Raw genomic sequence first — 24,317 nt, forward strand, 5'->3', positions numbered from 1 at the left:
AATCATGTGGAACGGCTATGGCAGGCACTTCATGACACGATAACCCGTAATCATCAGTGCCGCTCAATGTGGCAGTTACTGAAAAAGGTCCGCCATTTTATGGAAACCGCCAGCCCATTCCCCGGAGGAAAACATGGTCAGGCAAAAGTGTAGCGGTATTAGGCACAGCTATTTAGTGCGCGTTTATTCTGCTCATGGTTAATATCCCGTTGGTCCCGCATATCGCTAATAAAGCGCTCCAGTTCTGAATCAATATTTAAGCCAAACACTTTCGCCCTTAATTCCGCGATGTGGTTTAACCCATTAAGGCGGAGGCCAGCGCTTAGCGGAACAGTCGCAGCATCGCCTTCAATAGCCATGGTTTCCCCTGCTTTTTAGTGGACAGCTCAGCCAGCAACGCATCCTGAGAGCGGCACGGATGCCAGCGCTTGCCATCCTTCCCCATAATCCAGCCATGACCGCAGTGCATTGCAGGACTTTGCTTAACAAGCAGTGATGCAAAAGATGGTTCTTTAGTCAGCATAACCACCTCAGATCAGACCGAACGAAGCGCCGAGGCCCGTCACGGTATCTACTGCGCTTGCCATCGCCGGATTCGCCTGCAAACGCGCATGTAATGAAACTGCGGTCAGTGCCATCAGGCGCGTGACAGAGTTGATGCTGTTGATAACATCGCGGCGGCCCGCACTGGTTTTTACATCACCGGATACTGCGCCTGCAGCTACTCGCCCAATTTCCGCAGTTGCACTCATGACGTAATGCGGCAGGTTCTCTTTTGCCACTTCATTCAATGGCACACACGGCAGGCAATGGATTTGAGCCAGAAAACCGTCAACCAGCGTTGAGTCTTCTGTGATATCAGTCAGCAGCCAGATCTCCGGCGGCGTAAGTTGATGCGGTTGATCCGGGTTCAGCTTATTGCGCAGCGTCTGGACATTCATTCCTGCGCGTTCTGCCAGCTTCGCCATGTTGTGACGCAGCGCGAAAGCCCGGCAGGCTTCGTCAAAGTGTGGATGTTTGGAAATCTTATAATCAAACATGCGCCCCTCTCAAAAAGTTCTCATAATTGAACTTACTGACCAACAATGACGCGAAAGTTGGAATGACCGAGGGATTCACGAACCTGGTCGGTTTTGTACATCAGGTAACGCAGGCTTACGCGACCTTTGTTTTTTTCTTTTTTGACCATGTACTTAGCAAGATGACCATGGTGAATTTTCTGGTAAACAGAGCCACGGGAGATACCTTCCCATTCAGCGAACTCTGCAGGCGTAGCCATCTCTTTTGGTACACGAATTGAAATATCAGTGCTCATAGTGCAATATCTCTCGGTTAAGGTTTGGTTTACGTCGTCTTATCTTGTTTTATTTGATTCAATAATTGATACATCGAGATACTACGATCCAATATTTGATACATCAATAGGATTAAAAAATGATACAAGTGAAAGCTGGCGAGAATACCGGGGGAAGAGAGGCTATCCATAGGCTAATGGCCGCCTATGATTTCAAGTCCAGACAGCAACTGTGTGATCACCTGGGCGCATCAAAAAGCACCATGGCAAACAGATACTTAAGAGATAGTTTTCCAGCAGAATGGGTGATTCAGTGTGCTTTGGAGACAGGGGTTTCTTTATTGTGGCTCACTACTGGACAGGGCGATACAGGTTCAAATATTGAACACAAAAAAGATATTAATTTCGTGAACTCAGGCAAAGTTAAACCCCTTTCTGAGCTTGTTTCCCCCGAAATTGACAAGGCAACTCTCAACGGTGGCTTATTAGTCGATGCTGGAAAAGCAATCATTGATAGCAGTCTGCTCCCCTCAGACTCAAGAAACCTATTACTGGTGAATACTTCTGGCGATTCTTATTTAGTGGACCGCAGCCAAACGCCTCCAGTTAACGGTATGTGGTTGGTAGATATCGACGGAATAAAAATCATCGTGAAGTTAACACGGCTACCAGGGAACAGATTGGTGGTCCATCAAGACGAATCATCCTTTGAGTGCAGCCTTGATGATATCGAGGTAGTAGGCCGCGCTTTAAAAATAATTAAGAGCCTTTGATATGACCATCAGAAAGCAGCCAAACGGAAAATGGTTGTGTGAATGCTACCCAAAGGGGCGCGACGGTAAGCGTGTTCGCAAGCAATTTGCGACGAAGGGCGAGGCCATAGCATTCGAAAACTTCACCATGGATGAAGTGAACAAAAAGCCATGGCTTGGTGAGAAGGAAGATCGGCGGCGCTTGTCAGAAGTAATTGAGCAATGGCACTCACTCTATGGGCAGACTCTTGCAGACCCCAAGCGCTTGATGGCGAAACTCAACATTATTTGTAACGGCCTAGGTGATCCCATCGCCTCAGAGCTGACAGCTGGAGACTTTACGAAATACCGCGAAGCACGGCTAAAAGGTGAAGTGCGAAATGAAGATGGTGCGCTTATGTCGCCAGTTAAGCCTCGCACGGTAAACCTTGAACAACGTAACCTATCATCAGTTTTTGGCACACTGAAAAAATTGGGCCACTGGTCAGCTCCCAACCCACTCGCCGGTTTGCCAACATTTAAAATCGCAGAAGGTGAACTGGCGTTCCTGGCACCTGAAGAAATTAAGCGCCTGCTAGATGCTTGCGCTGATTCTCAAAGCCCCAGCCTGCTGATGATAGCAAAAATATGCCTTGCCACTGGCGCGCGCTGGAGTGAAGCCGAAAACCTGCAGGGCCATCAGTTATCAAAATACCGAATCACTTACACCAAAACCAAAGGCAAGAAAAACCGGACCGTACCCATATCTCAGGATCTGTATGACGAACTTCCCAAAAACAGAGGGAAATTATTCACGCCATGCAGAAAAGCTTTTGAACGAGCAGTGAAACGCGCTGGTATCGACCTGCCTGAAGGCCAGTGCACCCACGTACTGCGTCATACATTCGCCAGCCATTTTATGATGAACGGCGGAAACATCTTAGTGCTACGAGATATTTTGGGACATGCCGATATAAAAATGACGATGATTTATGCCCACTTTGCCCCTGATCATTTGGAAGATGCTGTAACCAAAAACCCTCTATATTCTCTTGCATGGAAACAATCATGACTTTCATCTCAGGACTTGGAATCAGTTTTTACGTAGTAATATTTTTATTAGTATTACATGCTATTTACACTCGTAAATGGTACAAATTGAATGAAAACAGTCTCCTCAAACAAAAATTATTTTGGGTGACTATAATCTTCCCTGTTATTTCTTTCTTTTACTTTGGAATTTTCGCATGGTGGGGGAAAACACCGGTACTAAGCGCTCATGGATATGCTCGATTTTATGAAATTAGTAAATTCCCTTTAATGCTGCTGGCGAGCGCTGTTCCACTTGGTGCAATCGTCAACAATGTGCATCGAACTATTCAGACTGAAAAGCAACTCGAAAGAACGGAGAATCAGATTGAACTTGTTAAAGAAAAAAACAAATCTGATTCATTTTATGCGCATCAGAAAAGCTATGCTGATATTTTTAAAACCGTTCCGTCATTTATAGTAAGTCGAGATTTCACTGAAACAGACGTCTCAAAAAAATATGTAGAATTATCGATCTCACATCCATATATTCTGTACATGAATATCTTCACTAAATCTTCTGTTGAAGATGGTTATAATAAAACGATAAGCCAGAATTTTATAGGTCGCGTTCAAAATTACTATAAAGAAATAAGCCTCTCGATAAAAAATTGTTATGAAAAGGAAGTTTCACATGACAATCAAATAATATATCTAAAAAAACTGGAAATAAATATCATCCAACTATGTCGAGAGTTAGGTATAGACTATAGGTATGAAAAACATGAATTCATCATTTTCAATCCAATTATGAATGAAGGGACGAGCATATCTTTTTCTGACGAAAAGCAAATAAAACAGATGGTTACCGGATTGAGAGATCTACTAGTTCACGTATATACACTCATCGGGCTAAATCCAGAGTTCTTCCAAACACCTAAAGGATTATGGGATGTCATACCTGATTACGGCTATGGCAGTGCAAAAATATTCCCTCTTGTGCTTCCACATTCCTACGGTTGACAATGGCGGCAGTTTGGCGGCAGAGCATTGAAAACGCATAAAACCGCCAAACACCAGAAAATACTAACACACTGTTTTAAAACGCAAATAACTGTTTTTACTATTGCAAAAATGGTATGTAGGAATTTCGGACGCGGGTTCAACTCCCGCCAGCCCACCAAAATTCTCCATCGGTGATTACCAGAGTCATCCGATGAAGTCCTAAAAGCCCGCACGGCGCAAGCCCTGCGGGCTTTTTTGTGCCTTGAATTTGTCCCGCGAAGTCCGAAGAGAACTAATTAAATCCGAACCTTTTAGGCCCATTGATAGGCCCAACGAAAAGAACTATTGTTTTCGTTGGGCCTAAACGCATGGAGACTCCCCATGGCAAGAAAACCAAGCCGTTAACCGATACAGAAATCAAAGCCGCCAAACCTAAAGATGCCGATTACCAGCTATATGATGGTGACGGGCTTACTCTGTTAATCAAGTCCAGCGGCAGTAAGCTCTGGCAGTTCCGTTACCGCAACTGATGCAGACGATGCGAACTACCAGCATTAATCTGTCAACCAGGTGCCTGTTTAATGTGGCAGCTTCTCACTTTGGTGCAATACCCAATAGTGCATTCACAATCGTGATCATTAGCTTAATCATTTGTTGTTTCTCCTGAATATAGTACTGATAAATTTCAGTAGTAATCCAGGATAATCATATCTATTCATATCGTTTCCTTACTTCGTTGTTTAATATACTTCCATGACATAACCATACTGATTTGCCTTTAATGAACTTGTATTCAGCATGTAGATGTACCAAATCCAGTACATCACCATCCAGTTCCCATTGAACGATTTCTTTATATTCAAATGTTGGCTTATTGATGAATGAATACCCCATGAAATAACTACATTCATCCTTGTACCCGCTCTTTCTGAATTCCCTTGCTAGATTTCTATAAGATGAATATTGCCCTTCCCACTGACTGGACTGATTTTATGATCCTCATGATATTTCAATTAGGTATCACCAAAGCAAAGCAGTTCAAGAAAGTGATTGCGGCATTGAAAAAGAATAACTGGAAAGAAGCAATCGTTCAGGTACGTGACTCTAACTGGGACAGACAAACACCAAAGCGTGTTAATGATATGATCAGTACTTTAACCAATGGCTATGTTTTAATACCATGTTGATATTATAACCATTTTAAGGGAAGTTATTATACTTCCCTTGATGCACATTTTAAGAAATTTGCAAGCTATTCATATAAGATACATATTCATTTTACTCAATAGGCAAATTGTGCTGTTTTAGGAAAGTTAGCTTATCCCAGTAGCCTCTTTGAAATAAAATTTTATTGTTTACTATGTGAAAAAAACCGCAACCTCTCAAACCTAATGGGTCACGCCACTCTAAAATTGCCCATTGTCCATCTTCGAAAATATTTTCAACGATACAAACCATGTCCGGGAAAGAAAAATCTTGTTCAAACATTTTCTTTATAGCCTCTTTCCCAATAACGGGCTCATTGGCAACCTGATGGTTTATTGCATTATCATCATATAGTTCTGAAATAATTTCTATATCTGCATTATTAAATGCGTCAACCCATTGGCAAACTATTTCCTTTGGCTTCATGTAATTTTCCTCCAAACCTGTAAACATTCCCTTTGCTGTAACATGGCATCAAAAACTTGTCAAGTTTAACATTAATTTAAAACAGAGCCTAACCAATTAGTGATCGGTAAAGGGAACCCATACGAATTCCCTTTTTTTAAGCTGTCTTGATTTTTTTAACTGAATCGCATAGAGATGACTCATTACAGGAAAAAAAAGGATGTTACCAGCGACCCTGACAAAGCCAAAAACCAGGCAAGTCGCTCTGGAAAGTATTTATCAGGTCCTGTCGCACTTCGTGCCTGCAATCAGAAAAGCGACGCAGGGCAAACCCGTCGACACTACGCTGCCCCTGCAATCACCTACTCCACTGTTCGGTGTATCTTCTTGTACCGATGGTGCCGTAAAATCAACTCAGCCAGGTCATCTTCCACCGCATAAAAATAGGCCTCCGGCACATCGAGCACCGCCGCTATCTTGCGCACCAGCCGAAAATCGGGTGCATGAACTTCGTTCTCATATGAACTTATACGAGCACTTGCCGACTCTTCATCCAGCCCGGCGCGCACGCCGAGCTCTGCTTGTTTCAGGCCTGCATTAATTCTGGCAATTTTTAATCGCTTACCCATCACAGCGTTGACCCAGCCTCTGTTCAGAAACCAGAATTATCGCTCTCCCTGTCGGGTCAATCTTCAAGTTTAACCATACTAATTCAATGGATACTTGAATTTATATGAACTCAGTAACAGTTTTTAAGAACCAGACACCCCATCATGATGCGGCCAAACCGGCATCGTAACGCCGGGGCATTACGCCCCGCGCCGTGCGTGACAGAACGCATTACCGCGCCCCCCGACATGGAGAGTTGTTTATGCCTGTTGAATTACATTTGTCTATCACTCAGACGGCAGCAGGGGGGCATCCGCTGAAAATCGCGCCTGCTACCAGTCTTATACATTTCACCCTCACCGTAAAAACCGGGCCGCCACGCCCCGCGCGCAAAAGCCAATAACGGTTTAAGCGTTTCACCGTTTCATTACGCTCCAAAAATTAACAGGTTCAACGATGCCTGCGGCCCCTCCTTCGCGTCGTCCAGCCTGCCATACATCACACATAAGGGAATTAACGATGGAAATCAGTAAAATGTTTCTCAAAAACGATGATGTTATCACTGACGATAATCTGGCCTGTTCCGGGCTCGATGAGCCGCATGAACGCTATTTTGGTGCAGTCAGTGCGCCAATTATCCAGACCAGCCTGTTTGTACAGAAAAACTACCAGGCCTACTGCGATGATATGCAGCATGAAGCCGAGCGCTATATTTATTCGCGCGGGTTAAATCCGACGGTACAGATGGTGGAGGATAAGCTGGCAAAGCTCGAACGCGGCGAGACCTGCCGCTGCTTTGCTTCGGGAATGGGCGCCATCAGCGCGGTGTTGATGGCGAACCTCAACAGCGCTGATCACATCATTCTGGTCAACAACGTCTACGGTCCGGCTCAGGCATTAGTCCGGCAGATGGCGGAAAAATTCGGCGTGAAATACGATATTGTGCTGGATGGTACGCTGGAGAGTATCGCCCGCAAAATCACCCCCGCCACCCGGATGATTTACACCGAATCGCCCGGCACCATGACGATGAACATTGTCGACCTGAAGGCCATCGCCGCGCTTGCCAGGGCGCATAATATCACCACCGTTATCGATAACACCTGGGCCACGCCACTGTTCCAGAAGCCATTGACGCTCGGCTTCGATATCGTCATTCACTCCTGCACCAAATATCTCGGCGGTCACAGCGATTTAATTGCCGGCGCGGTGATTACCTCCCACGAACGTATGACCGCGATCCGTGACTTCTCCCACCAGTTGCTGGGCGCGGTACTGTCGCCGTTCGCCGCCTGGTTGTTGTTACGTGGACTGCGCACGCTGCCGGTGCGGATGCCTCGCCACCAGGACAATACGCTACAGGTGATTGAGTACCTGAAAACCCGCCCCGAAGTGGAAAATATCCGCCACCCCAGCATGGCAACCCCGGAGCAGCAGTTCATTATCCGCCAGCAGATGTACGGTTTCTCCGGTCTCTTCGCCTTTGAAATTCGCGGCGGGAATTTCGAAACGGTGAAATGGTTTATCGACGCCTGCCGGATGTTTAAGGTCGGCTGTAGCTGGGGTGGGTACGAAAGTTTGATTATCTCCCCCAACCGGGGCTACAACGAGCCAGCGCTCGCTGCCGACAATATCGCCTCTGGCCTGATACGTCTGTCCATAGGCCAGGAAAGCCCGGCACTACTGATTGCCGACCTGGACGCCGCCTTCGCCGCCATCGCGGATATGCCTAAAGGAGAGGAATGATGGATGCCAGGAAAGTACCGTCATTCAGCTCCGCTCTCTGCCTGTTGGCGGTGATATTTTTTATCTTTGCCGCCGGTATCGGCCTGCTGAATTATCCGGTCGAATTCACGTTACTTTGCATCACTATCGTTACCTGTTTCTACGCCCGTTACTACGGCGGAAGCTGGGCAGACGTGATGAAATCGCTGGTCGGGAAAATCAAGGATGCGGTGCCTGCGATCCTGATCTTGTTGTCCATCGGAATGCTGATTGGTTGCTGGATGGTCTCCGGCACCATTCCACTGATGGTTTACTACGGGCTGGCTGCCATCAATCCGGCATACCTGTACCTGACAGCATTTCTGGTTACCGTCTGCATCTCCACGTTTACCGGCACCTCATGGGGGACGGCGGGCACCATCGGCGTGGCGCTAATGGCAGTCGCCTCGGCGATGGATGTATCACTGCCGGTGACCGCTGGAGCGGTGATATCAGGGGCCTATTTCGGTGACAAACTCTCGCCGCTCTCCGACACCACCAACATGGCCGCCATTGCTGCCGGGGCCGACCTGTACCAGAGCATCCGCAATATGCTCTATACCGCGCTGCCGGCTTTTGCGGTTGCCTGCTGCGGATTTTACGCCCTGGGCAGTCACCTTCACGGCGGCACCGGCGAACAGATGGCGGCAATTGCGGTAATGAAATCAGCGTTGTCGCAGTTGTTCTGGCTGAACCCGCTGCTGCTTTGTCCTGCGTTGCTGGTGTTTGTCGGGGCTATCAAAAAATGGGACTCGGTGATTGTGCTGGTTGCCTCGGCGCTGTCCGGCATCGTGCTGGCGGTGCTGTTTCAGGAGATCGCGCTCACCGACATTATCGCTGCCGCCATCAACGGTTTTAAATCGGACATGCTGCCCGGCCTGCACGGGATGGCGCTGGATGAGGCGACGGGGCGCAACATCAACGTACTGCTCAACCGGGGCGGCATGTACTCGATGACCGGTCCGATAGTGGTGATGCTGTGCGCGTTTATGTTCGCCTCGGCACTGGACGTGTCGGGGGCGCTGGCGGTCATTCTCAGAAGCCTGGTGAAAAAGCTTAATACCATCACCCGCACCCTCCTCGCGACCATGCTGACCAGTTCTATCCTGGTAGCCTGCACCGGCAATGCGGTGATCAGCTTCTTTATCGTCAAGAGCATGTATGACCCCTGCTATAAGGAGAAAAACCTCCATATGGTTAACATGTCACGCGCCATGGAGTCCGGAGCCACGCTGCTGGAAGGGCTGTTTCCGTGGACGATATCGGGGATGTTTATGGCGAAAACTCTCGGCGTGGCGACGATAGATTACGCGCCGTATGTGCTGTTTAACCTGTCATGCCTGATGATAGCCATCATATTTGCCATCATTCCTCGCTGGACGAGTTTTGGCACCCGGTATGTGGTGACACCGGTATAACTAACACACGGCCTGTACATCAGGCCGTTGCCATCGACCTCTGACAAAGCAAAAACCTGCCGTCTCACTCGCCCCGTTTTGGTTGACTGCGACAATCCTGTAAACAACGAAACTCAGGTAACGGCAACACTGATTGCGGATTTTACACCACCAGAAGGACGTCATCGGAACAGTGCATACCGGCTAATTCAGGCAGAAACCGTTTATCAAATGCGTTAGCGTTCGTTTGGGCGAAGGTATTCACCTGGGGAGAGAGAGGAATATTCATTTCTGAACGCGCCAGATAGTAAGATAGCATGTGCATAGATTCAGGATATTCATCCTGTATGAATTTTATTAAAAAACGCTGATAATGTGCAAATTCGAAAACCTTGCTGACATTTAATTTAGTTAAGGAATTATAGTAATGCAGATAGACCGTTTTCGTTTTCATACCTAATATAGTAGCGATTAGTTTAAAGCTGAATCCAAGACAGACCAGATACATTATGCTGGCTTGCCTGTCAGTTAACTTTGGCACAGAAAACGCGTAGCGCACGTTATCAGTCTGCACAATCTTTAAAATCGAGATCAAATAGTCGATAACATATTTTGCTGAATAGGTTATATTGCAGGATGGATACCTGGATAGGCAACTTAGGATTTTATGATTACCTTTTAATACGACCACGGGTATATCAGGGTATTGATGGCTCAACAGGTACAGTGTGTTCATATTAGTTTTAGCCACCGCTGGCGTACTGAAGTCTAACAAAACCGTCATTGGTAATTCTTCCTTAAAGAGGTCGTTTAAATCGCCAGCATCAGGGGATACTATCAACCTTTTGCAATCGCCCAACGAACGTAAAGCAAAGTGTAAATAAACATTCTCAGTAAACAAAAAATAACACATTTCAACCTCGATATATGATATGGTCAATTATCCTGATATTGTTACCAAGCAGACAATAAATAATTAAGAAATGACTTGCTCAGCATTACTGGGTTTCCCAATAAATCCATTTTTTTTGTTTGTGTATAAAACATTAACTAAATTTTCCCTGACATAATAACCTTTAGACTCAACCCGCATAATGAAGTCTTCGGTTATGCCTACAGCGTTTAACTTAATTTTTAATGCGTTCATCACCTGCCACAAGCGTTGATTGGATGAACTTAATCCGTGGTTATCCCAGACATTTAACAGAATGTCAGAATTGCTAATGATATTCCCTTTTGCATTTTCCAGTAGGTAGACTAACAGATGAAACATTGTTTCCCTGAGAATGACAGGGGAATAACTGTGGGAACGAATGTTCTTATCCACATTGACCAGCATTCTTTTATTAATGTCAAAATAGACATCTGGTTCAATATAATAGCCAAAAATAGTTTTATCCATATCATCTATCTCTATTAAGTACTGATTAACGCATAGCGATGTATTGACAAGCATATGTCCTTACTTTTTATGCGCATTCTCATTAAAAATAATTAGGTTGGCAAATAAATGAGACATTTATCAAACCATAATGCTAAAACGCTGCCAGAGAACCCAATAACAGATCTTTATGCTATAACCGGCCAATAGTATTTCGATCAGATCGGTTAATAATCCCAAAGAGACTCACCATGAGGTATTTACCATTTAAAAAAACACTCAACCAAAATTGATCTATTTGCCAGTATTTTTAGCATTATCAACTAGTCAGACTCACTTCTTTCATTTTAACCCTATAACTACTAAGACTTTTCATCCTGAGGATAGGCTCTCACAGCGGGCCACCAATCTATTGGCGAGACCTATATTAACGGTCAATTGCCAGGCAAAAAAATGAATTAGATAAAAGTAGAGTTAAAGTAGAGTGTAAGAGAGGTTTGCATTCTGACTGCGGATAAGAACAGTATTAATTTTTCTATACATTTCATTCAGTTAATGTCATAAAGCATCTATAGAAAGGCTTTCACCACATTGACAGCTTCATCTTATTCAAGGAAGGCTATACTATTGATAACAAAATCTAAATTACATTTTTATTTTTTATAAAGTTATAATTTTCATATACATAGAGTCTCTCCATGCCAAACCGGTACATTCTTGACGATCTGATTGAGTTCTACCCAGACAAGTATCAGTTAGTATCCCGCCATAGTTCGAACCTCGCCGTTACCCTCAATGTCCCGGCAAGTCGTTGCCTCCAGCTTTTACTTGAGCGGCGCTACGAGCTGGTTCCTCAAAATGATTTTTACCCTTATGTCTGGGGAGATGAAGGCGCATCAGTTCCCGTGAGCACGCTTTATCAGAACATTTCTTTATTACGAAAGGCGCTTAAGACCTTTTCTGAGGATGGGGATAAGATAATCCAGACGGTTCCCAAAAAAGGGTTCTTACTTGCGAAAGACGTCAACGTTCAGGAGATAGCGTTAACCGACGATGTTGACGATGTAGAACCTGCATTGCCTGAGATCCCCCACTCTACGGCTCAACAAACCAGCACTATCGCGAAAAAAAGCGCCTTTAAGAATCAATCCATCCTCAGGTTTTTCTTTCTGGTAAGCGTCCTGACGTTATCCATTGCCGCTGGACTTCAGTTATTTCTATGGGGTATCCCCACCGTGTTAAGCGACATTTACACGCAGAAAATGAACATATCGGGTTGTTCTGTTCATACCAATTATAAATTTACGGCAACGGAAGTCAGTAAACAAATCATCGATAACAATATTGATTGTAAACAAACCCCCTACGTGTATTTATACACGGCCAGCATGCAATTTAATATTCATTCATCATTGCTGTTGTGCAAACACCCACTGGAAAGTGACTTACCGTTTGACTGTACGACCTACAATATACTGGGAGATGCGGCACAATGAATCAGAAAGTATTTAATGTCGCGATGAGTCTCATCATTGGCCTTCTGGTGATAGTCAATATCTACCTTTATCATCAACACCGGGTTCTGACGCATTTCGAATGCCAGGGATACACCACAGTAAAAAATGAAAACTATATCTTTAGCATGAGAGCATTCCACTCTATTGATGGTAAATCTGGCCAAACGGCTATCGAAGGGGAACTGAAGAAAAGAAACGGTGAGAGTTTGGGCTATGTACAGAAAGTGGCCTCTTATGAAGCTGAACAGCGAGGCTCCAGAGTCTATATCAACAACAACTCAAATGCTGAAATTGGAAATCGTTCAGAACTTGACCCTATACTCAAAGATCTACTCCCTGGTTATTTCTTTTACCACAACTCAAAAAACACCATTACCGTTTATCCGGCAGGTGATGGTGGATATCTGATTGGAAACAATCAGTATATCTATTTGTACTGTGCTAAATAGTCGCACGCTGGTATTGCGAAAACGGATAAAAGCAGCCAGCGCATGACCTGTCGCTCGCATTGTTTATTTATTGTAAAATATCAGTTAAAAGTAATCGTTATATTTTCATCCTTAATTCATAATTAAAAAAATATAAAATGCTGAGTTATCCAGTAACATGATATCTCATGCCACAAAATGGCCCTTTCAGACAAACACGTCAACAGATATGCTTCCCGCCCGACATAACCTACATCAATCCCTGTAAAAAGTGAAAACACAATATTTCATGCTGAGGATAATGAATTTCAGCAACTCATTTGTATAAAAAAATCAATTTCGCTAGCATTCTGGTATTGGAAATCTCAACCTTTCACTTAATTAATATTTAATAAGGGGAAGTTCAATCCATTAAGGATTAAGGTTTTACCAATATCGTTTTAAAAATGACATGGACACTTGTTTATAGAGTTTACGTTTGATGGTCATCATTTGATGAGTGCTCACACGCGCATCAGACGATAATCAAATGCAACATTCTCTATTACAAGGCAAACATGGAATGAATGAAATATAAATCAACATGGAGTTACTATGAATAAATATCTTCTGGCATCCGTTATTGCATTGTGTGTAAGCAGCGGGATTGCCCAGGCTGCTGACGGCACAATTACGTTCAACGGTCTTGTCACCAGTTCGGCATGTACCGCGATTGCGTCCGTCACTGCCGACGCTACGGGGACTCCAGGCACCGCTGTTCTGACGCTGGATAACGTCACTGGATCGACCCTGAACGCCGCAGCCGGGACTTACGCCGGTATAAAGCCATTCTCCATCCAGCTTACCGGATGCGAGGCAACTGCGGCACTGCGTAACGTGCGCACACTGTTCACAACAACCAGCGCAGTCGGAGGGGCTATTGAAAACACCGCACTGGTAACTCCAGCAGCGAACGTGGCTATCGCCATTTTGCAACAAAACGGCACGACGCAAATCGACGTAAACGGCGGCGCGGCAAGTGATCCAGGTGTGGCATTGCCTCCAACAGGTTCACCTCGCTCGCTGACACTGAATTACAACGCAGCCTACAAATCCCTGAGCACTGGAGTGACGTCAGGTAACGTCACTGGCGTTGCCGACTTTGTCATCTCTTACTTCTGATAAGTCAGATAAGGCCTGACCTGGATTATCTAAACCACCACCGCAAAATTTGCCGTGGTGGTTATTACACCTAAGTAACAAAAGAAAACGACTATGCCAGCTTACTATTTCTCTATCCCCGCTTATCGTGTTTTATCTGTGCTGGCAGTTTCGATTTTGTTGTCGTTTTCCTCATGTATCAATGCAGAGGAAAACGACAGTGAATTTGAGAGTGAATTTTTGCGCCAGGATAAAAATGGCGCGACCCCCGATATATTTCTTTATAAAAATACGCTGGCACCCGGGAAAAAAAAGGTTGAGGTGGTCGTGAACGATCGCGTAACGGATATTTACGAGATCAACTTTATCCCTCAGGCGAAAGACAAGCTGGTTGTTCCCTGCCTGAGTCGTCATCTGTTAAACGAATTAGGCGTGAAAACAGAGCTTTATGATGACTGGCAAACGCCAGAAAAAGAGCCGCCATCGGACGGGAGCTGTGAAGATTTAGCGCAGCGCATTCCTGCCGCTACTGTATTTTACGATGATGCACACCAGCAGCTCAGACTGACTCTGCCGCAGGAAGCCGTAAACCGCTCACGCTTTCAAATGATCTCTCCGACGGAGTGGGATGATGGCACCCCGGCATTACGCACCGCTTACAATGGCTATTTTTATAATACCCGCCAGAAAAGCACCAATAACGAAGGGAATGACAGCCGTTCTAATAATAATAATTCTTTTGTCAGTCTGAGTAGTATTGCCAGTGCAGGAGCCTGGAGACTTTATAGTTTTGATACATTTAATAAGAATAGCCGCGAGGGCTGGAAAACTAACCACGACAGACTGTATGCCGAACGCAATATCATCGCATTGCAATCAAAAATCTCTGCCGGGGATATCTATACCTATACGCCCAGCAGTATTATGGGCGTTATTCCGCTGCGGGGTTTCACCCTTGGAACCAATGAAAGAATGCTGCTGGAATCACAGTTCAGCTATGCGCCGGTTATCAGAGGCGTAGCCCGCACTAACGCACGTCTCGTGGTGCGCCAGCGTGGCAATATTATTTACAGTAAAACCCTGACGCCCGGTGCTTTTGCCATTGACGACCTGTATACCGGACAGATCGGTGCCGATCTGGACGTCACGGTTGAAGAAACCGACGGTACAGAGCAGAAATTCACCGTACCGTATACCGCACTGCCAAATATGATCCGCCCCGGCGCCTTTCGTTATAGCCTGTCGATGGGGGAATATCCTGACAGCCAGTCTGATAAGCCATTAATGGCAGCGCTGAGCATTGAGCGTGGATTTGAAGCGCTTACGCTGAATGTCTCAAGCCTCGGGTCAGAGCAGTATCAGTCTCTGGCGATGGGGGCGGCGTGGAATATCGGTAATATCGGCGCGTTTTCGTTAGATCTCGCCCAGGCGCGTTATCGCTATGATTACGCCACCAGCACCCATGATACCAGCACGAAAAACGGTAGCGCGGTTCGTTTGTTATATGCAAAACAGTTTGACCAGACCGATACCGGCCTGCGTATTTTAGGCTATCAATATCGTTCAGAACATTTCCTGTCCTTCTCAGAGTTTACTAGCCGAAATAATCACTCGGGGTATGACGATGACAGTGATTATGAAAGAGGAGATAGCCTGTGGAATAAACGCCGTCGCAGCCGACTTGAGGTCAATATCAACCAGGGTCTGCAAGAACATGGCAGTCTTTATCTTTCGCTGAGTCAGGATCGCTATTATGGCACGTCTGAAAAGAGCACTTCAGCGTCCGCCGGTTATGGTTTTATGCTGGGTTCCGCCAGCGTCAACCTGGCATACACCTACAGCAAAAATGGCAACGGCGACAATGACAACTCGCTCAATCTCGGCGTCAGCATCCCCTTACGCTGGGGCGAACGCGAGAGGAACTATAACTCGGTGAGTTATAACCTGACGCGCAATAGAGATAATCGCTACAGTCAGTCAGTCGGGATTTCCGGCGGACAACAGGACAGCCCCCTGTCTTATAGCATTAATGTGCAACGGGATACCGATAATAACCTCAGCGAATCAGCGTCATTATCCCATAACGCCAGTTTTGCCACCCTGAACTCGTCGGTCAGCCACAGTAATTATGCTGACCAGTTCTCAGCCGGTATTGCCGGTGGTGTGGTGGTGTACCGAGGCGGTCTGCTGCTTGCCCAAAGAATGGGTGACACTATCGGCATTGTGGAAACCGATGATGCGCCTGATATCAGCGTCTCTGGTAATAACAATGTCAGAACCGACCGCTGGGGGCGTGCCGTCGTGACGTATCTCAGCCCTTATCGCTATAACACCGTCAGTTTAGACACCCAAAATGCGCCGAACGTGGAACTTAAGGAATCAACGAAAAAAGTGGTACCGACCGAGGGTGCGGTGGTGCTGCTGCGTTTTGCTACACGCAACGGGCGTCGTGCAATGGTGGTGATTAAGAGTCCGCACACGATTCCGGTTGGCGCAGTGGTCACCGTTGAAGGTCAAGGTGAAGAAGCCGGCATTGTGGGTAATAACGGACTGGCTTATCTGACGGGGCTGGATGCACGCAGAGATGAAAAGCTGATTGTTAACTGGGGGCGTGATAAGCAGTGTCAGTTTACGTTACCAAAATTAAATACCAATAATTCTGAATCGCAGTGGTACCAAAAAATCACGGTGAATTGCCAGTAATAAGCAGGGCGTTGTCAGCACCTGTTCAATGAATTATTCAAGAGAGTAGAATTATGTTGTTAAAGACCATTAAACATTCACTGTTAATCAGCGCTGCATTGAGCTTTTTAATTCCGGTACACAGCTGGAGCGCCGTTCGTCCACAACTGACGCGTATTGTGGCTTATGCCGACGATAAAGAAACGCCAATTGAGATCGTTAATGAAAGCCAGGAACCGTATCTGGTTCAGTCGTGGCTGGAAGATATAAAAGGCAATGATAATAACCTGCCTTTAGTGTTAACGCCGCCCGTGATGAAACTCACCGGAAAACAGGAAGGGAAATTGCGCCTGGTCGTTTTACCGGGTGAAATTCCACAAAACCGGGAGTCGGTATACTGGTTATCAATCCAGGAAATCCCACCGAAAGCCAAAGACAGCGAGAATAACAAACTGGTCCTGGCGATTCGCAGTCGATTAAAAATATTCGTCCGCCCGAAAGGACTGGACAGCGGTAAGGCTGCGGAGGCGGTGAAGTCGCTGACCTGGAGCGTTGAACGCGAGGGCGGTGCGGTCTGGCTGAAAGCAACGAACCCCACTCCTTATTACATTAGCTTCGGTCAACTGTCCCTGAAGGCAGGGGGCGTAAACGAAACCCGACTGGAAGACAAAACCGAAATGCCCGCGCCAATGAGCAGCCAGCGCTATAGCGTACCGAAGGGGTTAATCGGTAAGTCTGCCACCCTCACCTACAGCGCAGTCAATGATTTTGGCGGTGAGACGGGCGTGCTGACGACTGAGGTACGGTTATGACTAAACGAATCTGCAAATATATAATGCCAATATTGGTTCTTAGCGGAATAAGTCAACAGGCAAGCGCTGATATCGTTCCTGCCCAACCTTTCTACTGGAACAATAATACAACGCTGCAAAGAGCGAATTGCAGCGTTTCATTTTCCGGACAACAACCATTATCTCAATCCAGAACCCTGATAGTGGACGATAATATTGCCAATGGTGCAACGCTTTACAGTTGGGATTACGGCGATTTTATTCCAAATATTACTTTCCGCTGCAATAGTGGCGCAGGCGGTCCATATTACCTGGATGGTCAACCATATCAAATATCATCATTCGGCTTCACAAATAGTATTTCTGGTGGATTTGGTTTTCGGTATGGCACATTCAATAGTACAACGCAAACATTCTCTACAACCAATCCAGGCATTGGCATGAAACTTTATGTTAAGCTGGTAAGTTCAGGCAGTACTCCAATTGGATATACTCCCGCTTCGACCGGTTACAGTTCATCTTCTGCATTCAACTATGTGGTAACAACAACTGCTCCTGCATCAACAGGGGTAGAGTATCCCGTCACCTCAGTTCTCGGCGAAAACGCTATTACTACTTTTTTCGAACCAATATATAACGCTGCAAGCAAACAATTTACTTTTAGTGGCAGCGATCATTTTGCAACCTACGCAGTACGAGGGGAATTAATAAAAATCAATGATGTGCAGGCGTCACCTAACTTATCACTTAGCTCAGGATTTGATTTTTTTACAAAATATGGTGTATGGGGTGTGAATTACATTACTACAAATTCTGGAGTACCGACCTCCATCATAGGATCCGGAGGTATCACAGTGATAAAACCTACCTGCCGATTGCGAGGAGCAACTAATTATCAGGTAAACCTGGGAACCTGGACCGATGTGGCAGGCAGAAATACAGGGGTTTTACCTGCTTACGGCGCCATAAAGCCGATCGATCTTAATATTGAATGTTCTGGAAAAGTGAATAACGTGAAATTTAGTTTTCAGGATGCTGGCTCAGACGGATTACTGAACCGAAATATCACCGTGTATGACAGTGGCGGTCAGTTTATTGAAGGGTTAGAAATCGAGATGTCTTATAACGGTAGCCGAATTGATGTCAATACTACCATCGCACCTTATCCTAGTTTTCCTGTCAGTACGGGTAGCAAAGGACAAGTTAAAACAAATACGCAAGATCTCAGCTATAGCAGTCAGGACACGGCGCAGTTTGGTGCGCGGTTTGTCCAGCGCGGTGCCATTAAACGTAATGGTGCCAGCTATACCGGACCGGTGACGGGACAAGTTAATATGACAGTCACCTATGAATAATGTCGTCCAGGCCCCAGTTTCTGGCAATGAGCAAATCGTCAGTTTACCGCTGTATCAACGCGACGGGCTTTCCACGCCCGATTCCGCTTTGGCCCTGGCGGGGATACGACGCATTCTCACTCCCTGATCGTATCCCTATGATACGAATCAGGTTCGCTATTTATTTACATCATAAATAAAAGATAAGTTATCCGAAAACGGACTTTCCAGAGTTTTTGACTTGTATTCAGTGATGCCAGCCGTATTATTAGAAGGATTAAAGGCATTCTATTTTTACCTTTTATTATCAATAAAAGCACAAAACTCTTTATTTACAAATCAACCCATAATAGCAACCCGTCGTTATTTTAAGGATGAAACATGTACGTTCTGGCATTGGTTTTTGCGCTTACCGGCAACAATACAAAAAGCGAAGTCATTGGCGCCTTTACCCATTACTCGGAATGCGAAGCGGCTTCGCAGGCCTATTCATCAAAAACAAAATGCTATTTTCTTGACCCGCAAAAAGGGATGCAGGAGGTGAATGCTTCCGATACACGTCATTCAAATTGAAATATTCCACCTACTCAACGATTACCTTTACTTTAGGTTTTGATAAGATAATTTTTATCAGTTCAGTGAAGTTGACCGGTTTAAAGAAATAGTACCCCTGCTGGAAGGTAATATTGTTGCGGTTCAGGTAGTCAACCTGCTCTTTCGTTTCCACCCCCTCGGCAACAATACTTAACGACAGTTTTCGCGCCAGATCCAGCACACAATCCAGGATCCGGGTTGAATCTTCTTCTGTGTTAACCCGTGCAACAAAGCTTTGATCGATCTTGATATAATCAATGTGCAAATCGTGAAGATATGAAAGCCCCGAATACCCGGTACCAAAATCATCCAGTGCGATAACAAAACCATTTTCATGAAGAACATTAAGCGTTTGTACCAGGTGTTCATCAACATGCAAAGGTTCGCGCTCCGTCACCTCAATGACCAGGTTCAGATCTTTTCGCCTGAAACTTTCCTTGTATTTCAGGCATTCTGCTACAAATGACGGAGAAGAAATATGGGAAGCACTCACGTTAATTCCGACATGAAAACCTTCCGGCAGTTTACTGGCAATCGCGTTCATATTCGCGGCAACCTGGCTCATCAACCCCTGGGTGAGCGGAATAATCAGCCCCGATTTTTCTGCCACCGGGATAAAGGATGCCGGGGAAATATATCCCGCAGTGGGATGTTTCCATCTTGCCAGTACTTCTACCCCTCGCAGCGTTCCTTCTCTGCCATTCACCACCGGCTGGTAAAAAGGAACAATTTCCCCTTTATTTATGGCCCTGCGCAGCGTTTCTTCCGGGGTGGTGCTTCTGTTTAAATACCGTTCGAGAGCATACCCTGCGAGACACGATATCAGCGCAATAAAAACGATAATGCCCATTCCCTGGCTGATGAGTCTGTGCAAACTAAATAGCGAAGGTTGGTTATATCTTACCGCGAAGGGATAATGGCCAGACTTTACGTAGCCAAAATTCCGCTCTGACTCACTTACCTTAACCACATCCCCCGACAATCCCAGCACCACGCTGCCGACCCTAAGCGCGTAGCTCACCCCTTTCAGCGGCGTACGCAATGTGTCACGAATATGTTGATCGCTGATGGTGACTACAATTCGCTTTTCGGCGAGCGGCGTCTGGTACAACAGAACAGGTTGTTTGTTGACGGTATTTTTTGCCGACGCGAGCAACAGTGTGCTGTCGGGAACCTGCGGAAGATGCGTAAGCAACATGCGATTACCCGGTAGCGACGAACACCATATCTCTCCCTGGCGAAAGATAAAGATAGTCCTGAGATGGGGCTGTAACGCCGCCTCCATGCCAAGCAGATACTGACTTTCCTGGTCGCAGCCTTTCAGGGCGACATTGCTGGCCGTACGGGTGGCAAGACTCGCTTCATCAAGAATGACATTGACATCACTCACCACATACCGCGCACCCGCAAGGCTGTCAGCTCTGGCTGAATACCAGAGCTGCGCGTTAAGAATTAAAACGCCAAAAACAAAGAGCAACACGGTAACGATAATGGGGGGAAGAATGTTACGCATTGTCAGCCCCGGACGAGAGATAAGTTATTACAATGCCATTTACCCGCTTAACGTCACGAGTCTAAAAAGCATGGTAGAAAGAACGAGAATTGACCATAGTCGCGACGATATTTATTTCTCACCGCCAGGATAATTCTGCGTGATGCGTTCCCAGCATAACGCATGGAAAAAAAATGATATTTCCTGCTTACAGTTTTTTCCTAAAGCCAGCGCCTCGTTCAGCTGTCATGCTTAATCACGCTAATAACGAATAATGTTAAGCGAGGATATTATGAAAAAGACCATGATCGCATTATCTGCACTTCTGCTGGCTTCACCTGTTTTTGCTGCAACCACACACGCAACGGATAATGATGTGGCTGCCGCGCATGAAAATGCGAATACCGCAAAAGAAAAACTGCACCAGGCACAGAATCAGGGTGAAGAGCAACGACTGAAAGCAAAACATACCGCTGAAGGTAAAAGCGATAGTCTACGCAGTAAAGTCAGTGAAGGTTCGCAGAAAACCTGGAATAAAACCAAAGAAGGCACCGAGAAAGGCTGGAATGCCACGAAAGAAGGGACTGAAAAGGGCTGGAATAAGACCAAAGAAGGCGCCGCCGCCGTTGAGAAAAAAATCAGCGAATAATCCTGACGTTCATCAGGCAAAAAGCCGCGTAAGCGGCTTTTTGCTTGTTACCCATTTACCGGGCTGAACTTACCCGCTGTCGTTCATCCCCGGAGGGGCGATAAAACGCGTTAACGTTGCCCCCCGACCACCGCCTCAACCCGTTCCTGTAGATAGGGAAAGAACGGATTCGAGGTGACACGCATTAACGTATCCAGCCCCACCAGCAGCGTGGCGGTCTCTCCGCGCAGCGCAATCGTACCGATGCTCACCCCATAACGATTCAACGCATCCGGCTTCAACCCGTACAAAGAATCGGTCAGTGGAAACGGCACCGCCACATGCGACAGCGAATACATCTCCTGTGGCCAGGCTTCCCGTAACGGCTGAATCTGCACTTCACGCGTTCCGGCGAGCGTGTCACGCGCCACCACGGCCACGGTTTCCGCCGTGGCGTTGGTCACCACCGTCGTGCGGTAAGCACGCGGTACAGACGGCAACAGCGTCGCCGCGGCGGTATAAGACGCACTACGCAGCAGTGGTCGCAGGTTAGCAGCCTGATTGATATCAAACAGCACCAGTTCGCTGCCGTTTGGCCCCAGATAGCGATACAGCGAATCCACTACCGCCTGGGTGCTGACGGTAGAATCCATCACCGACTGGAAGGTCAGCACCGGAGGAAGATCGTGAAGTCGCGTATTCTGCGCATCCTGTACGATTTGCTGCTGTAACGCTTTGGTCAGCAAATAAGACTGCCGCGCCGCATTAACCGGAAACGAATTGTATTTGAAGGGGTTATATTCTGGCGTGACGTTAAGCCACGCGGCTTTGGCAAAGGCGGGGAACAGCGCCGGCAGTCCCGCCAGCCCGGCAAAACGGGCAAATGACGTGACGCCAATCATCGGCGATAGCAGCACCAGCTGACGCGGGCGTCGCAGCGCGTCGTCGTCCAGACTGTCCAGCGTGTATTTCAGCGCCAGCGCGCCACCGTTAGAGTACCCCACCAGATGCAGCGGCACTTCGGTACCCGCCAGTCGCGTCGCCTCACGAACCGCCAGCCGCGTCGCGGCCAGCCACGCTTCCCAGTCGACCGCCGTTAATGCACCAGGCGCAGTACCGTGTCCGGGCAGGCGCGGCACCACGGCGATGAATCCCTGCCGCTGGTAGATCTGCGCTAAATATTTCAGGCTATAGGGCGAATCGGTCAGGCCGTGCAGCATCACGGCAACGCCGCGCGGTTTACCTTGCGGCATCAGCACGAATGAGCGGTTCCCGTTGGGGGTAAATTGCGCCGGATAAACCCGGCTGCCCGACCAGAAACGGTTGATCGGCGTCTGCTCATCCGCACTCAGCTTATCGCCCACCTGTTTTTGCAGATCGGCAAACAGCATCTCTTCCTGCGCCTGATACTGTGCAAACGTGGCATTGTCCAGCGCCGCCGCGCTCATCTCATTCCCGTGCCAGGTGTGCCAGAGATGAAGGTCCGGTCCGCTCTCTGTCTGATACACCCGCACGCCCAGGAAAACAATCAGTACCACCAGCAGCGTCAGCACCACGTGTTTGACCAGCGCCAACAGGCCGGAACTCACCCACTTCACCCGACGAAAGAGGTTTTTAATCAACATGTTTATCCCAAGCCCCGCTCATCAGACGCACCACAACCCGCGTTAGTGTAGGCTAAGCGGCGGTTTCCTCAACCTTTTCTTCCCTTTTCTCACGGTAATCATCCCGATATCCCTGCACTTAACAATGTTAAATATTTGTTGCTTTTGATCACAAAAAAGAAACAAAAAGTTCATTTTGTGCGCGTTTATTAAAAATGTAGATATTTTTAATTTATGGCTACGAAATGAGCTTCGCCATGTTTCCCTGACCATCTACTGAGAGGATCGATTCTGATGAATGCACTGACTGCCGTTAAACCGAACGCTGAAGATCCAGGCCAGCACGACAGCAGATTTACGCTGAAACCGTCGGCCCAGTCTCCGCGTCTGCTGGAGCTGACCTTTTCTGCCCGAACGACGGAACACTTTCTCCAGCAGGTCGCGCAGTGGCCGGTGCAGGCGCTGGAATATAAGTCGTTCCTGCGCTTCAAAGTGGGCCAGATCCTCGACAGTCTGTGCGACAACCAGTTGCAACCGCTGCTGCTGAAAACGCTGCTCGATCGTGCAGAAGGCGCGTTGTTGATCAACGCGGAAGGCATCGATGACGTGGCGCAGGCTGACGAGATGGTCAAACTGGCAACCGCAGTGGCACATCTGGTTGGGCGCTCCAACTTTGACGCCATGAGTGGTCAGTACTATGCGCGCTTCGTGGTGAAAAATGTCGATAACTCAGACAGCTATCTGCGCCAGCCGCACCGCGTCATGGAGTTGCATAACGACGGTACTTACGTCGAAGAAATCACCGATTATGTGCTGATGATGAAGATCGACGAGCAGAACATGACCGGCGGCAACTCGCTGCTGCTGCATCTCGACGACTGGGAGCATCTCGACAAGTACTTCAGCCATCCCCTGGCTCGTCGTCCAATGCGCTTCGCCGCGCCGCCCAGCAAGAACGTCAGCCATGATGTGTTCCACCCGGTGTTTGACGTAGACCAACAGGGCCGCCCGGTCATGCGCTACATCGACCAGTTCGTGCAACCAAAAGATTTTGAGGAAGGCGTCTGGCTGAGCGACCTGTCCGATGCGCTGGAAACCAGCAAAAGCATCCTGTCCGTTCCGGTATCGGTGGGCAAATTCCTGCTGATTAACAACCTGTTCTGGCTGCACGGTCGCGATCGCTTTACCTCGCACCCGGACCTGCGCCGCGAACTGATGCGCCAGCGCGGCTACTTCGCTTATTCCACCCACCACTACCAGACTCACCAGTAAGCGTGAAGGAACAA

General features: G+C 47.1%; 25 protein-coding genes and 3 pseudogenes. 18 read left to right on the plus strand and 10 right to left on the minus strand.

What is annotated here, in order from left to right; genetic code table 11:
• Nucleotides 1-153 (plus strand): annotated as a pseudogene (locus tag QQZ17_RS00005) (IS630 family transposase); the annotation flags it as partial.
• A gap of 20 nt (nucleotides 154-173) precedes the next feature.
• Here the strand turns inward: QQZ17_RS00005 and QQZ17_RS00010 are convergent.
• From QQZ17_RS00010 to QQZ17_RS00025, 4 genes and pseudogenes are all read right to left on the minus strand, one after another.
• Nucleotides 174-359 (minus strand): annotated as a pseudogene (locus tag QQZ17_RS00010) (DUF5347 family protein); the annotation flags it as partial.
• The gene (locus tag QQZ17_RS00015; RefSeq protein ID WP_000956168.1) at nucleotides 323-523 is read right to left on the minus strand and encodes a phage filamentation protein Fil family protein; all 201 of its coding nucleotides are present in this window, start codon (nucleotides 521-523) and stop codon (nucleotides 323-325) included. The pseudogene QQZ17_RS00010 and the gene QQZ17_RS00015, both read right to left, overlap by 37 nt.
• A 7-nt stretch (nucleotides 524-530) precedes the next feature.
• Entirely contained in the window at nucleotides 531-1,040 is a 510-nt protein-coding gene (locus tag QQZ17_RS00020) for a phage regulatory CII family protein (protein WP_040233348.1), read from the minus strand.
• 32 nt (nucleotides 1,041-1,072) lie between these two features.
• Nucleotides 1,073-1,315, minus strand: coding sequence for a hypothetical protein (locus QQZ17_RS00025; protein WP_001397669.1), 243 nt, complete (start codon nucleotides 1,313-1,315; stop codon nucleotides 1,073-1,075).
• A gap of 119 nt (nucleotides 1,316-1,434) precedes the next feature.
• Here QQZ17_RS00025 and QQZ17_RS00030 point away from each other — a divergent pair, with 119 nt between their 5' ends.
• The 5 genes and pseudogenes from QQZ17_RS00030 to QQZ17_RS00050 all read left to right on the plus strand — a co-directional run bounded on the left by QQZ17_RS00030 (nucleotide 1,435) and on the right by QQZ17_RS00050 (nucleotide 5,246).
• Complete coding sequence (locus QQZ17_RS00030; RefSeq protein ID WP_152402655.1) at nucleotides 1,435-2,067, plus strand: phage repressor protein CI; 633 nt, start codon at nucleotides 1,435-1,437, stop codon at nucleotides 2,065-2,067.
• Nucleotide 2,068: 1 nt separating this feature from the next.
• Nucleotides 2,069-3,097, plus strand: a complete 1,029-nt coding sequence (locus tag QQZ17_RS00035) for a site-specific integrase (protein WP_152402653.1) — start codon at nucleotides 2,069-2,071, stop codon at nucleotides 3,095-3,097.
• Nucleotides 3,094-4,077: a hypothetical protein gene (locus QQZ17_RS00040; RefSeq protein ID WP_152402650.1), complete on the plus strand. Its 984-nt coding sequence runs from the start codon at nucleotides 3,094-3,096 to the stop codon at nucleotides 4,075-4,077. Before QQZ17_RS00035 ends, QQZ17_RS00040 begins: the two co-directional genes overlap by 4 nt.
• A 350-nt stretch (nucleotides 4,078-4,427) precedes the next feature.
• Nucleotides 4,428-4,580 (plus strand): annotated as a pseudogene (locus QQZ17_RS00045) (integrase arm-type DNA-binding domain-containing protein); the annotation flags it as partial.
• A gap of 435 nt (nucleotides 4,581-5,015) precedes the next feature.
• On the plus strand, nucleotides 5,016-5,246 hold the full coding sequence (locus QQZ17_RS00050) for a hypothetical protein (protein ID WP_152402648.1): 231 nt from the start codon (nucleotides 5,016-5,018) through the stop codon (nucleotides 5,244-5,246).
• A 91-nt stretch (nucleotides 5,247-5,337) separates the two neighbouring features.
• Here QQZ17_RS00050 and QQZ17_RS00055 read toward each other — a convergent pair whose 3' ends face one another.
• Together QQZ17_RS00055 and QQZ17_RS00060 are read right to left on the minus strand one after the other, a co-directional pair.
• Nucleotides 5,338-5,691: an ester cyclase gene (locus QQZ17_RS00055; RefSeq protein ID WP_152402646.1), complete on the minus strand. Its 354-nt coding sequence runs from the start codon at nucleotides 5,689-5,691 to the stop codon at nucleotides 5,338-5,340.
• 341 nt (nucleotides 5,692-6,032) lie between these two features.
• A complete protein-coding gene (locus QQZ17_RS00060; RefSeq protein WP_152406271.1) occupies nucleotides 6,033-6,299 on the minus strand; it encodes a helix-turn-helix domain-containing protein in 267 nt (88 codons plus the stop codon).
• A 499-nt stretch (nucleotides 6,300-6,798) separates the two neighbouring features.
• Between QQZ17_RS00060 and QQZ17_RS00065 the strand changes: the two genes are divergently transcribed.
• Nucleotides 6,799-8,025, plus strand: a complete 1,227-nt coding sequence (locus QQZ17_RS00065; protein WP_152402644.1) for a trans-sulfuration enzyme family protein — start codon at nucleotides 6,799-6,801, stop codon at nucleotides 8,023-8,025.
• Nucleotides 8,022-9,461 carry a Na+/H+ antiporter NhaC gene (gene nhaC, locus QQZ17_RS00070; RefSeq protein WP_152402642.1) on the plus strand — a complete coding sequence of 480 codons (1,440 nt, stop codon included), beginning with the start codon at nucleotides 8,022-8,024 and terminating at the stop codon, nucleotides 9,459-9,461. Before QQZ17_RS00065 ends, nhaC begins: the two co-directional genes overlap by 4 nt.
• 142 nt (nucleotides 9,462-9,603) lie before the next feature.
• On the opposite strand, the gene QQZ17_RS00075 is transcribed toward nhaC, so the two are convergent.
• The gene (locus QQZ17_RS00075; RefSeq protein ID WP_187696610.1) at nucleotides 9,604-10,341 is read right to left on the minus strand and encodes a helix-turn-helix transcriptional regulator; all 738 of its coding nucleotides are present in this window, start codon (nucleotides 10,339-10,341) and stop codon (nucleotides 9,604-9,606) included.
• Between the two features lie 75 nt (nucleotides 10,342-10,416).
• Nucleotides 10,417-10,842 carry a winged helix-turn-helix domain-containing protein gene (locus QQZ17_RS00080; RefSeq protein ID WP_235922354.1) on the minus strand — a complete coding sequence of 142 codons (426 nt, stop codon included), beginning with the start codon at nucleotides 10,840-10,842 and terminating at the stop codon, nucleotides 10,417-10,419.
• Between the two features lie 677 nt (nucleotides 10,843-11,519).
• On the opposite strand from QQZ17_RS00080, the gene QQZ17_RS00085 reads away from it, so the two are divergent.
• The 8 genes from QQZ17_RS00085 to QQZ17_RS00115 all read left to right on the plus strand — a co-directional run bounded on the left by QQZ17_RS00085 (nucleotide 11,520) and on the right by QQZ17_RS00115 (nucleotide 19,286).
• Complete coding sequence (locus tag QQZ17_RS00085; protein WP_152402638.1) at nucleotides 11,520-12,317, plus strand: transcriptional regulator; 798 nt, start codon at nucleotides 11,520-11,522, stop codon at nucleotides 12,315-12,317.
• Nucleotides 12,314-12,787 (plus strand): hypothetical protein, encoded by a 474-nt coding sequence (locus QQZ17_RS00090; protein ID WP_152402637.1) that lies wholly within the window; start codon nucleotides 12,314-12,316, stop codon nucleotides 12,785-12,787. Before QQZ17_RS00085 ends, QQZ17_RS00090 begins: the two co-directional genes overlap by 4 nt.
• 573 nt (nucleotides 12,788-13,360) lie before the next feature.
• Entirely contained in the window at nucleotides 13,361-13,927 is a 567-nt protein-coding gene (locus tag QQZ17_RS00095; protein ID WP_152402635.1) for a fimbrial protein, read from the plus strand.
• A 93-nt stretch (nucleotides 13,928-14,020) separates the two neighbouring features.
• The gene (locus QQZ17_RS00100) at nucleotides 14,021-16,609 is read left to right on the plus strand and encodes a fimbria/pilus outer membrane usher protein (RefSeq protein WP_152402633.1); all 2,589 of its coding nucleotides are present in this window, start codon (nucleotides 14,021-14,023) and stop codon (nucleotides 16,607-16,609) included.
• 53 nt (nucleotides 16,610-16,662) lie between these two features.
• Complete coding sequence (locus QQZ17_RS00105) at nucleotides 16,663-17,400, plus strand: fimbrial biogenesis chaperone (RefSeq protein WP_152402631.1); 738 nt, start codon at nucleotides 16,663-16,665, stop codon at nucleotides 17,398-17,400.
• On the plus strand, nucleotides 17,397-18,734 hold the full coding sequence (locus tag QQZ17_RS00110) for a hypothetical protein (protein WP_152402629.1): 1,338 nt from the start codon (nucleotides 17,397-17,399) through the stop codon (nucleotides 18,732-18,734). Before QQZ17_RS00105 ends, QQZ17_RS00110 begins: the two co-directional genes overlap by 4 nt.
• On the plus strand, nucleotides 18,734-18,913 hold the full coding sequence (locus tag QQZ17_RS26345; protein WP_152402628.1) for an AlpA family phage regulatory protein: 180 nt from the start codon (nucleotides 18,734-18,736) through the stop codon (nucleotides 18,911-18,913). Before QQZ17_RS00110 ends, QQZ17_RS26345 begins: the two co-directional genes overlap by 1 nt.
• 181 nt (nucleotides 18,914-19,094) lie before the next feature.
• Nucleotides 19,095-19,286, plus strand: a complete 192-nt coding sequence (locus QQZ17_RS00115; RefSeq protein WP_152402626.1) for a hypothetical protein — start codon at nucleotides 19,095-19,097, stop codon at nucleotides 19,284-19,286.
• 10 nt (nucleotides 19,287-19,296) lie between these two features.
• Here QQZ17_RS00115 and QQZ17_RS00120 read toward each other — a convergent pair whose 3' ends face one another.
• Complete coding sequence (locus QQZ17_RS00120) at nucleotides 19,297-20,820, minus strand: EAL domain-containing protein (protein WP_152402624.1); 1,524 nt, start codon at nucleotides 20,818-20,820, stop codon at nucleotides 19,297-19,299.
• Between the two features lie 271 nt (nucleotides 20,821-21,091).
• On the opposite strand from QQZ17_RS00120, the gene QQZ17_RS00125 reads away from it, so the two are divergent.
• Nucleotides 21,092-21,448: a hypothetical protein gene (locus QQZ17_RS00125; RefSeq protein ID WP_152402622.1), complete on the plus strand. Its 357-nt coding sequence runs from the start codon at nucleotides 21,092-21,094 to the stop codon at nucleotides 21,446-21,448.
• A 110-nt stretch (nucleotides 21,449-21,558) separates the two neighbouring features.
• Here QQZ17_RS00125 and QQZ17_RS00130 read toward each other — a convergent pair whose 3' ends face one another.
• Nucleotides 21,559-23,046: an alpha/beta hydrolase gene (locus tag QQZ17_RS00130; RefSeq protein WP_284554110.1), complete on the minus strand. Its 1,488-nt coding sequence runs from the start codon at nucleotides 23,044-23,046 to the stop codon at nucleotides 21,559-21,561.
• A gap of 279 nt (nucleotides 23,047-23,325) precedes the next feature.
• Between QQZ17_RS00130 and glaH the strand changes: the two genes are divergently transcribed.
• Nucleotides 23,326-24,303 (plus strand): glutarate dioxygenase GlaH, encoded by a 978-nt coding sequence (glaH, locus tag QQZ17_RS00135; protein ID WP_152402618.1) that lies wholly within the window; start codon nucleotides 23,326-23,328, stop codon nucleotides 24,301-24,303.
• The last annotated feature ends 14 nt before the right edge of the window (nucleotides 24,304-24,317 follow it).

Origin of the sequence: Citrobacter sp. T1.2D-1 (assembly GCF_950098555.1) — a bacterium.
GTDB classification, from domain to species: Bacteria; Pseudomonadota; Gammaproteobacteria; order Enterobacterales; family Enterobacteriaceae; genus Citrobacter_A; species Citrobacter_A telavivensis.

Excerpts from the sequence above, each read along its gene's own strand:
- QQZ17_RS00015 (WP_000956168.1), bottom strand. The coding sequence starts at position 523 with ATGCTGACTAAAGAACCATCTTTTGCATCACTGCTTGTTAAGCAAAGT.
- QQZ17_RS00020 (WP_040233348.1), bottom strand. The coding sequence starts at position 1,040 with ATGTTTGATTATAAGATTTCCAAACATCCACACTTTGACGAAGCCTGC.
- QQZ17_RS00025 (WP_001397669.1), bottom strand. The coding sequence starts at position 1,315 with ATGAGCACTGATATTTCAATTCGTGTACCAAAAGAGATGGCTACGCCT.
- QQZ17_RS00030 (WP_152402655.1), top strand. The coding sequence starts at position 1,435 with ATGATACAAGTGAAAGCTGGCGAGAATACCGGGGGAAGAGAGGCTATC.
- QQZ17_RS00035 (WP_152402653.1), top strand. The coding sequence starts at position 2,069 with ATGACCATCAGAAAGCAGCCAAACGGAAAATGGTTGTGTGAATGCTAC.
- QQZ17_RS00040 (WP_152402650.1), top strand. The coding sequence starts at position 3,094 with ATGACTTTCATCTCAGGACTTGGAATCAGTTTTTACGTAGTAATATTT.
- QQZ17_RS00050 (WP_152402648.1), top strand. The coding sequence starts at position 5,016 with ATGAATATTGCCCTTCCCACTGACTGGACTGATTTTATGATCCTCATG.
- QQZ17_RS00055 (WP_152402646.1), bottom strand. The coding sequence starts at position 5,691 with ATGAAGCCAAAGGAAATAGTTTGCCAATGGGTTGACGCATTTAATAAT.
- QQZ17_RS00060 (WP_152406271.1), bottom strand. The coding sequence starts at position 6,299 with ATGGGTAAGCGATTAAAAATTGCCAGAATTAATGCAGGCCTGAAACAA.
- QQZ17_RS00065 (WP_152402644.1), top strand. The coding sequence starts at position 6,799 with ATGGAAATCAGTAAAATGTTTCTCAAAAACGATGATGTTATCACTGAC.
- nhaC (WP_152402642.1), top strand. The coding sequence starts at position 8,022 with ATGATGGATGCCAGGAAAGTACCGTCATTCAGCTCCGCTCTCTGCCTG.
- QQZ17_RS00080 (WP_235922354.1), bottom strand. The coding sequence starts at position 10,842 with ATGGATAAAACTATTTTTGGCTATTATATTGAACCAGATGTCTATTTT.
- QQZ17_RS00085 (WP_152402638.1), top strand. The coding sequence starts at position 11,520 with ATGCCAAACCGGTACATTCTTGACGATCTGATTGAGTTCTACCCAGAC.
- QQZ17_RS00090 (WP_152402637.1), top strand. The coding sequence starts at position 12,314 with ATGAATCAGAAAGTATTTAATGTCGCGATGAGTCTCATCATTGGCCTT.
- QQZ17_RS00095 (WP_152402635.1), top strand. The coding sequence starts at position 13,361 with ATGAATAAATATCTTCTGGCATCCGTTATTGCATTGTGTGTAAGCAGC.
- QQZ17_RS00100 (WP_152402633.1), top strand. The coding sequence starts at position 14,021 with ATGCCAGCTTACTATTTCTCTATCCCCGCTTATCGTGTTTTATCTGTG.
- QQZ17_RS00105 (WP_152402631.1), top strand. The coding sequence starts at position 16,663 with ATGTTGTTAAAGACCATTAAACATTCACTGTTAATCAGCGCTGCATTG.
- QQZ17_RS00110 (WP_152402629.1), top strand. The coding sequence starts at position 17,397 with ATGACTAAACGAATCTGCAAATATATAATGCCAATATTGGTTCTTAGC.
- QQZ17_RS26345 (WP_152402628.1), top strand. The coding sequence starts at position 18,734 with ATGTCGTCCAGGCCCCAGTTTCTGGCAATGAGCAAATCGTCAGTTTAC.
- QQZ17_RS00115 (WP_152402626.1), top strand. The coding sequence starts at position 19,095 with ATGTACGTTCTGGCATTGGTTTTTGCGCTTACCGGCAACAATACAAAA.
- QQZ17_RS00120 (WP_152402624.1), bottom strand. The coding sequence starts at position 20,820 with ATGCGTAACATTCTTCCCCCCATTATCGTTACCGTGTTGCTCTTTGTT.
- QQZ17_RS00125 (WP_152402622.1), top strand. The coding sequence starts at position 21,092 with ATGAAAAAGACCATGATCGCATTATCTGCACTTCTGCTGGCTTCACCT.
- glaH (WP_152402618.1), top strand. The coding sequence starts at position 23,326 with ATGAATGCACTGACTGCCGTTAAACCGAACGCTGAAGATCCAGGCCAG.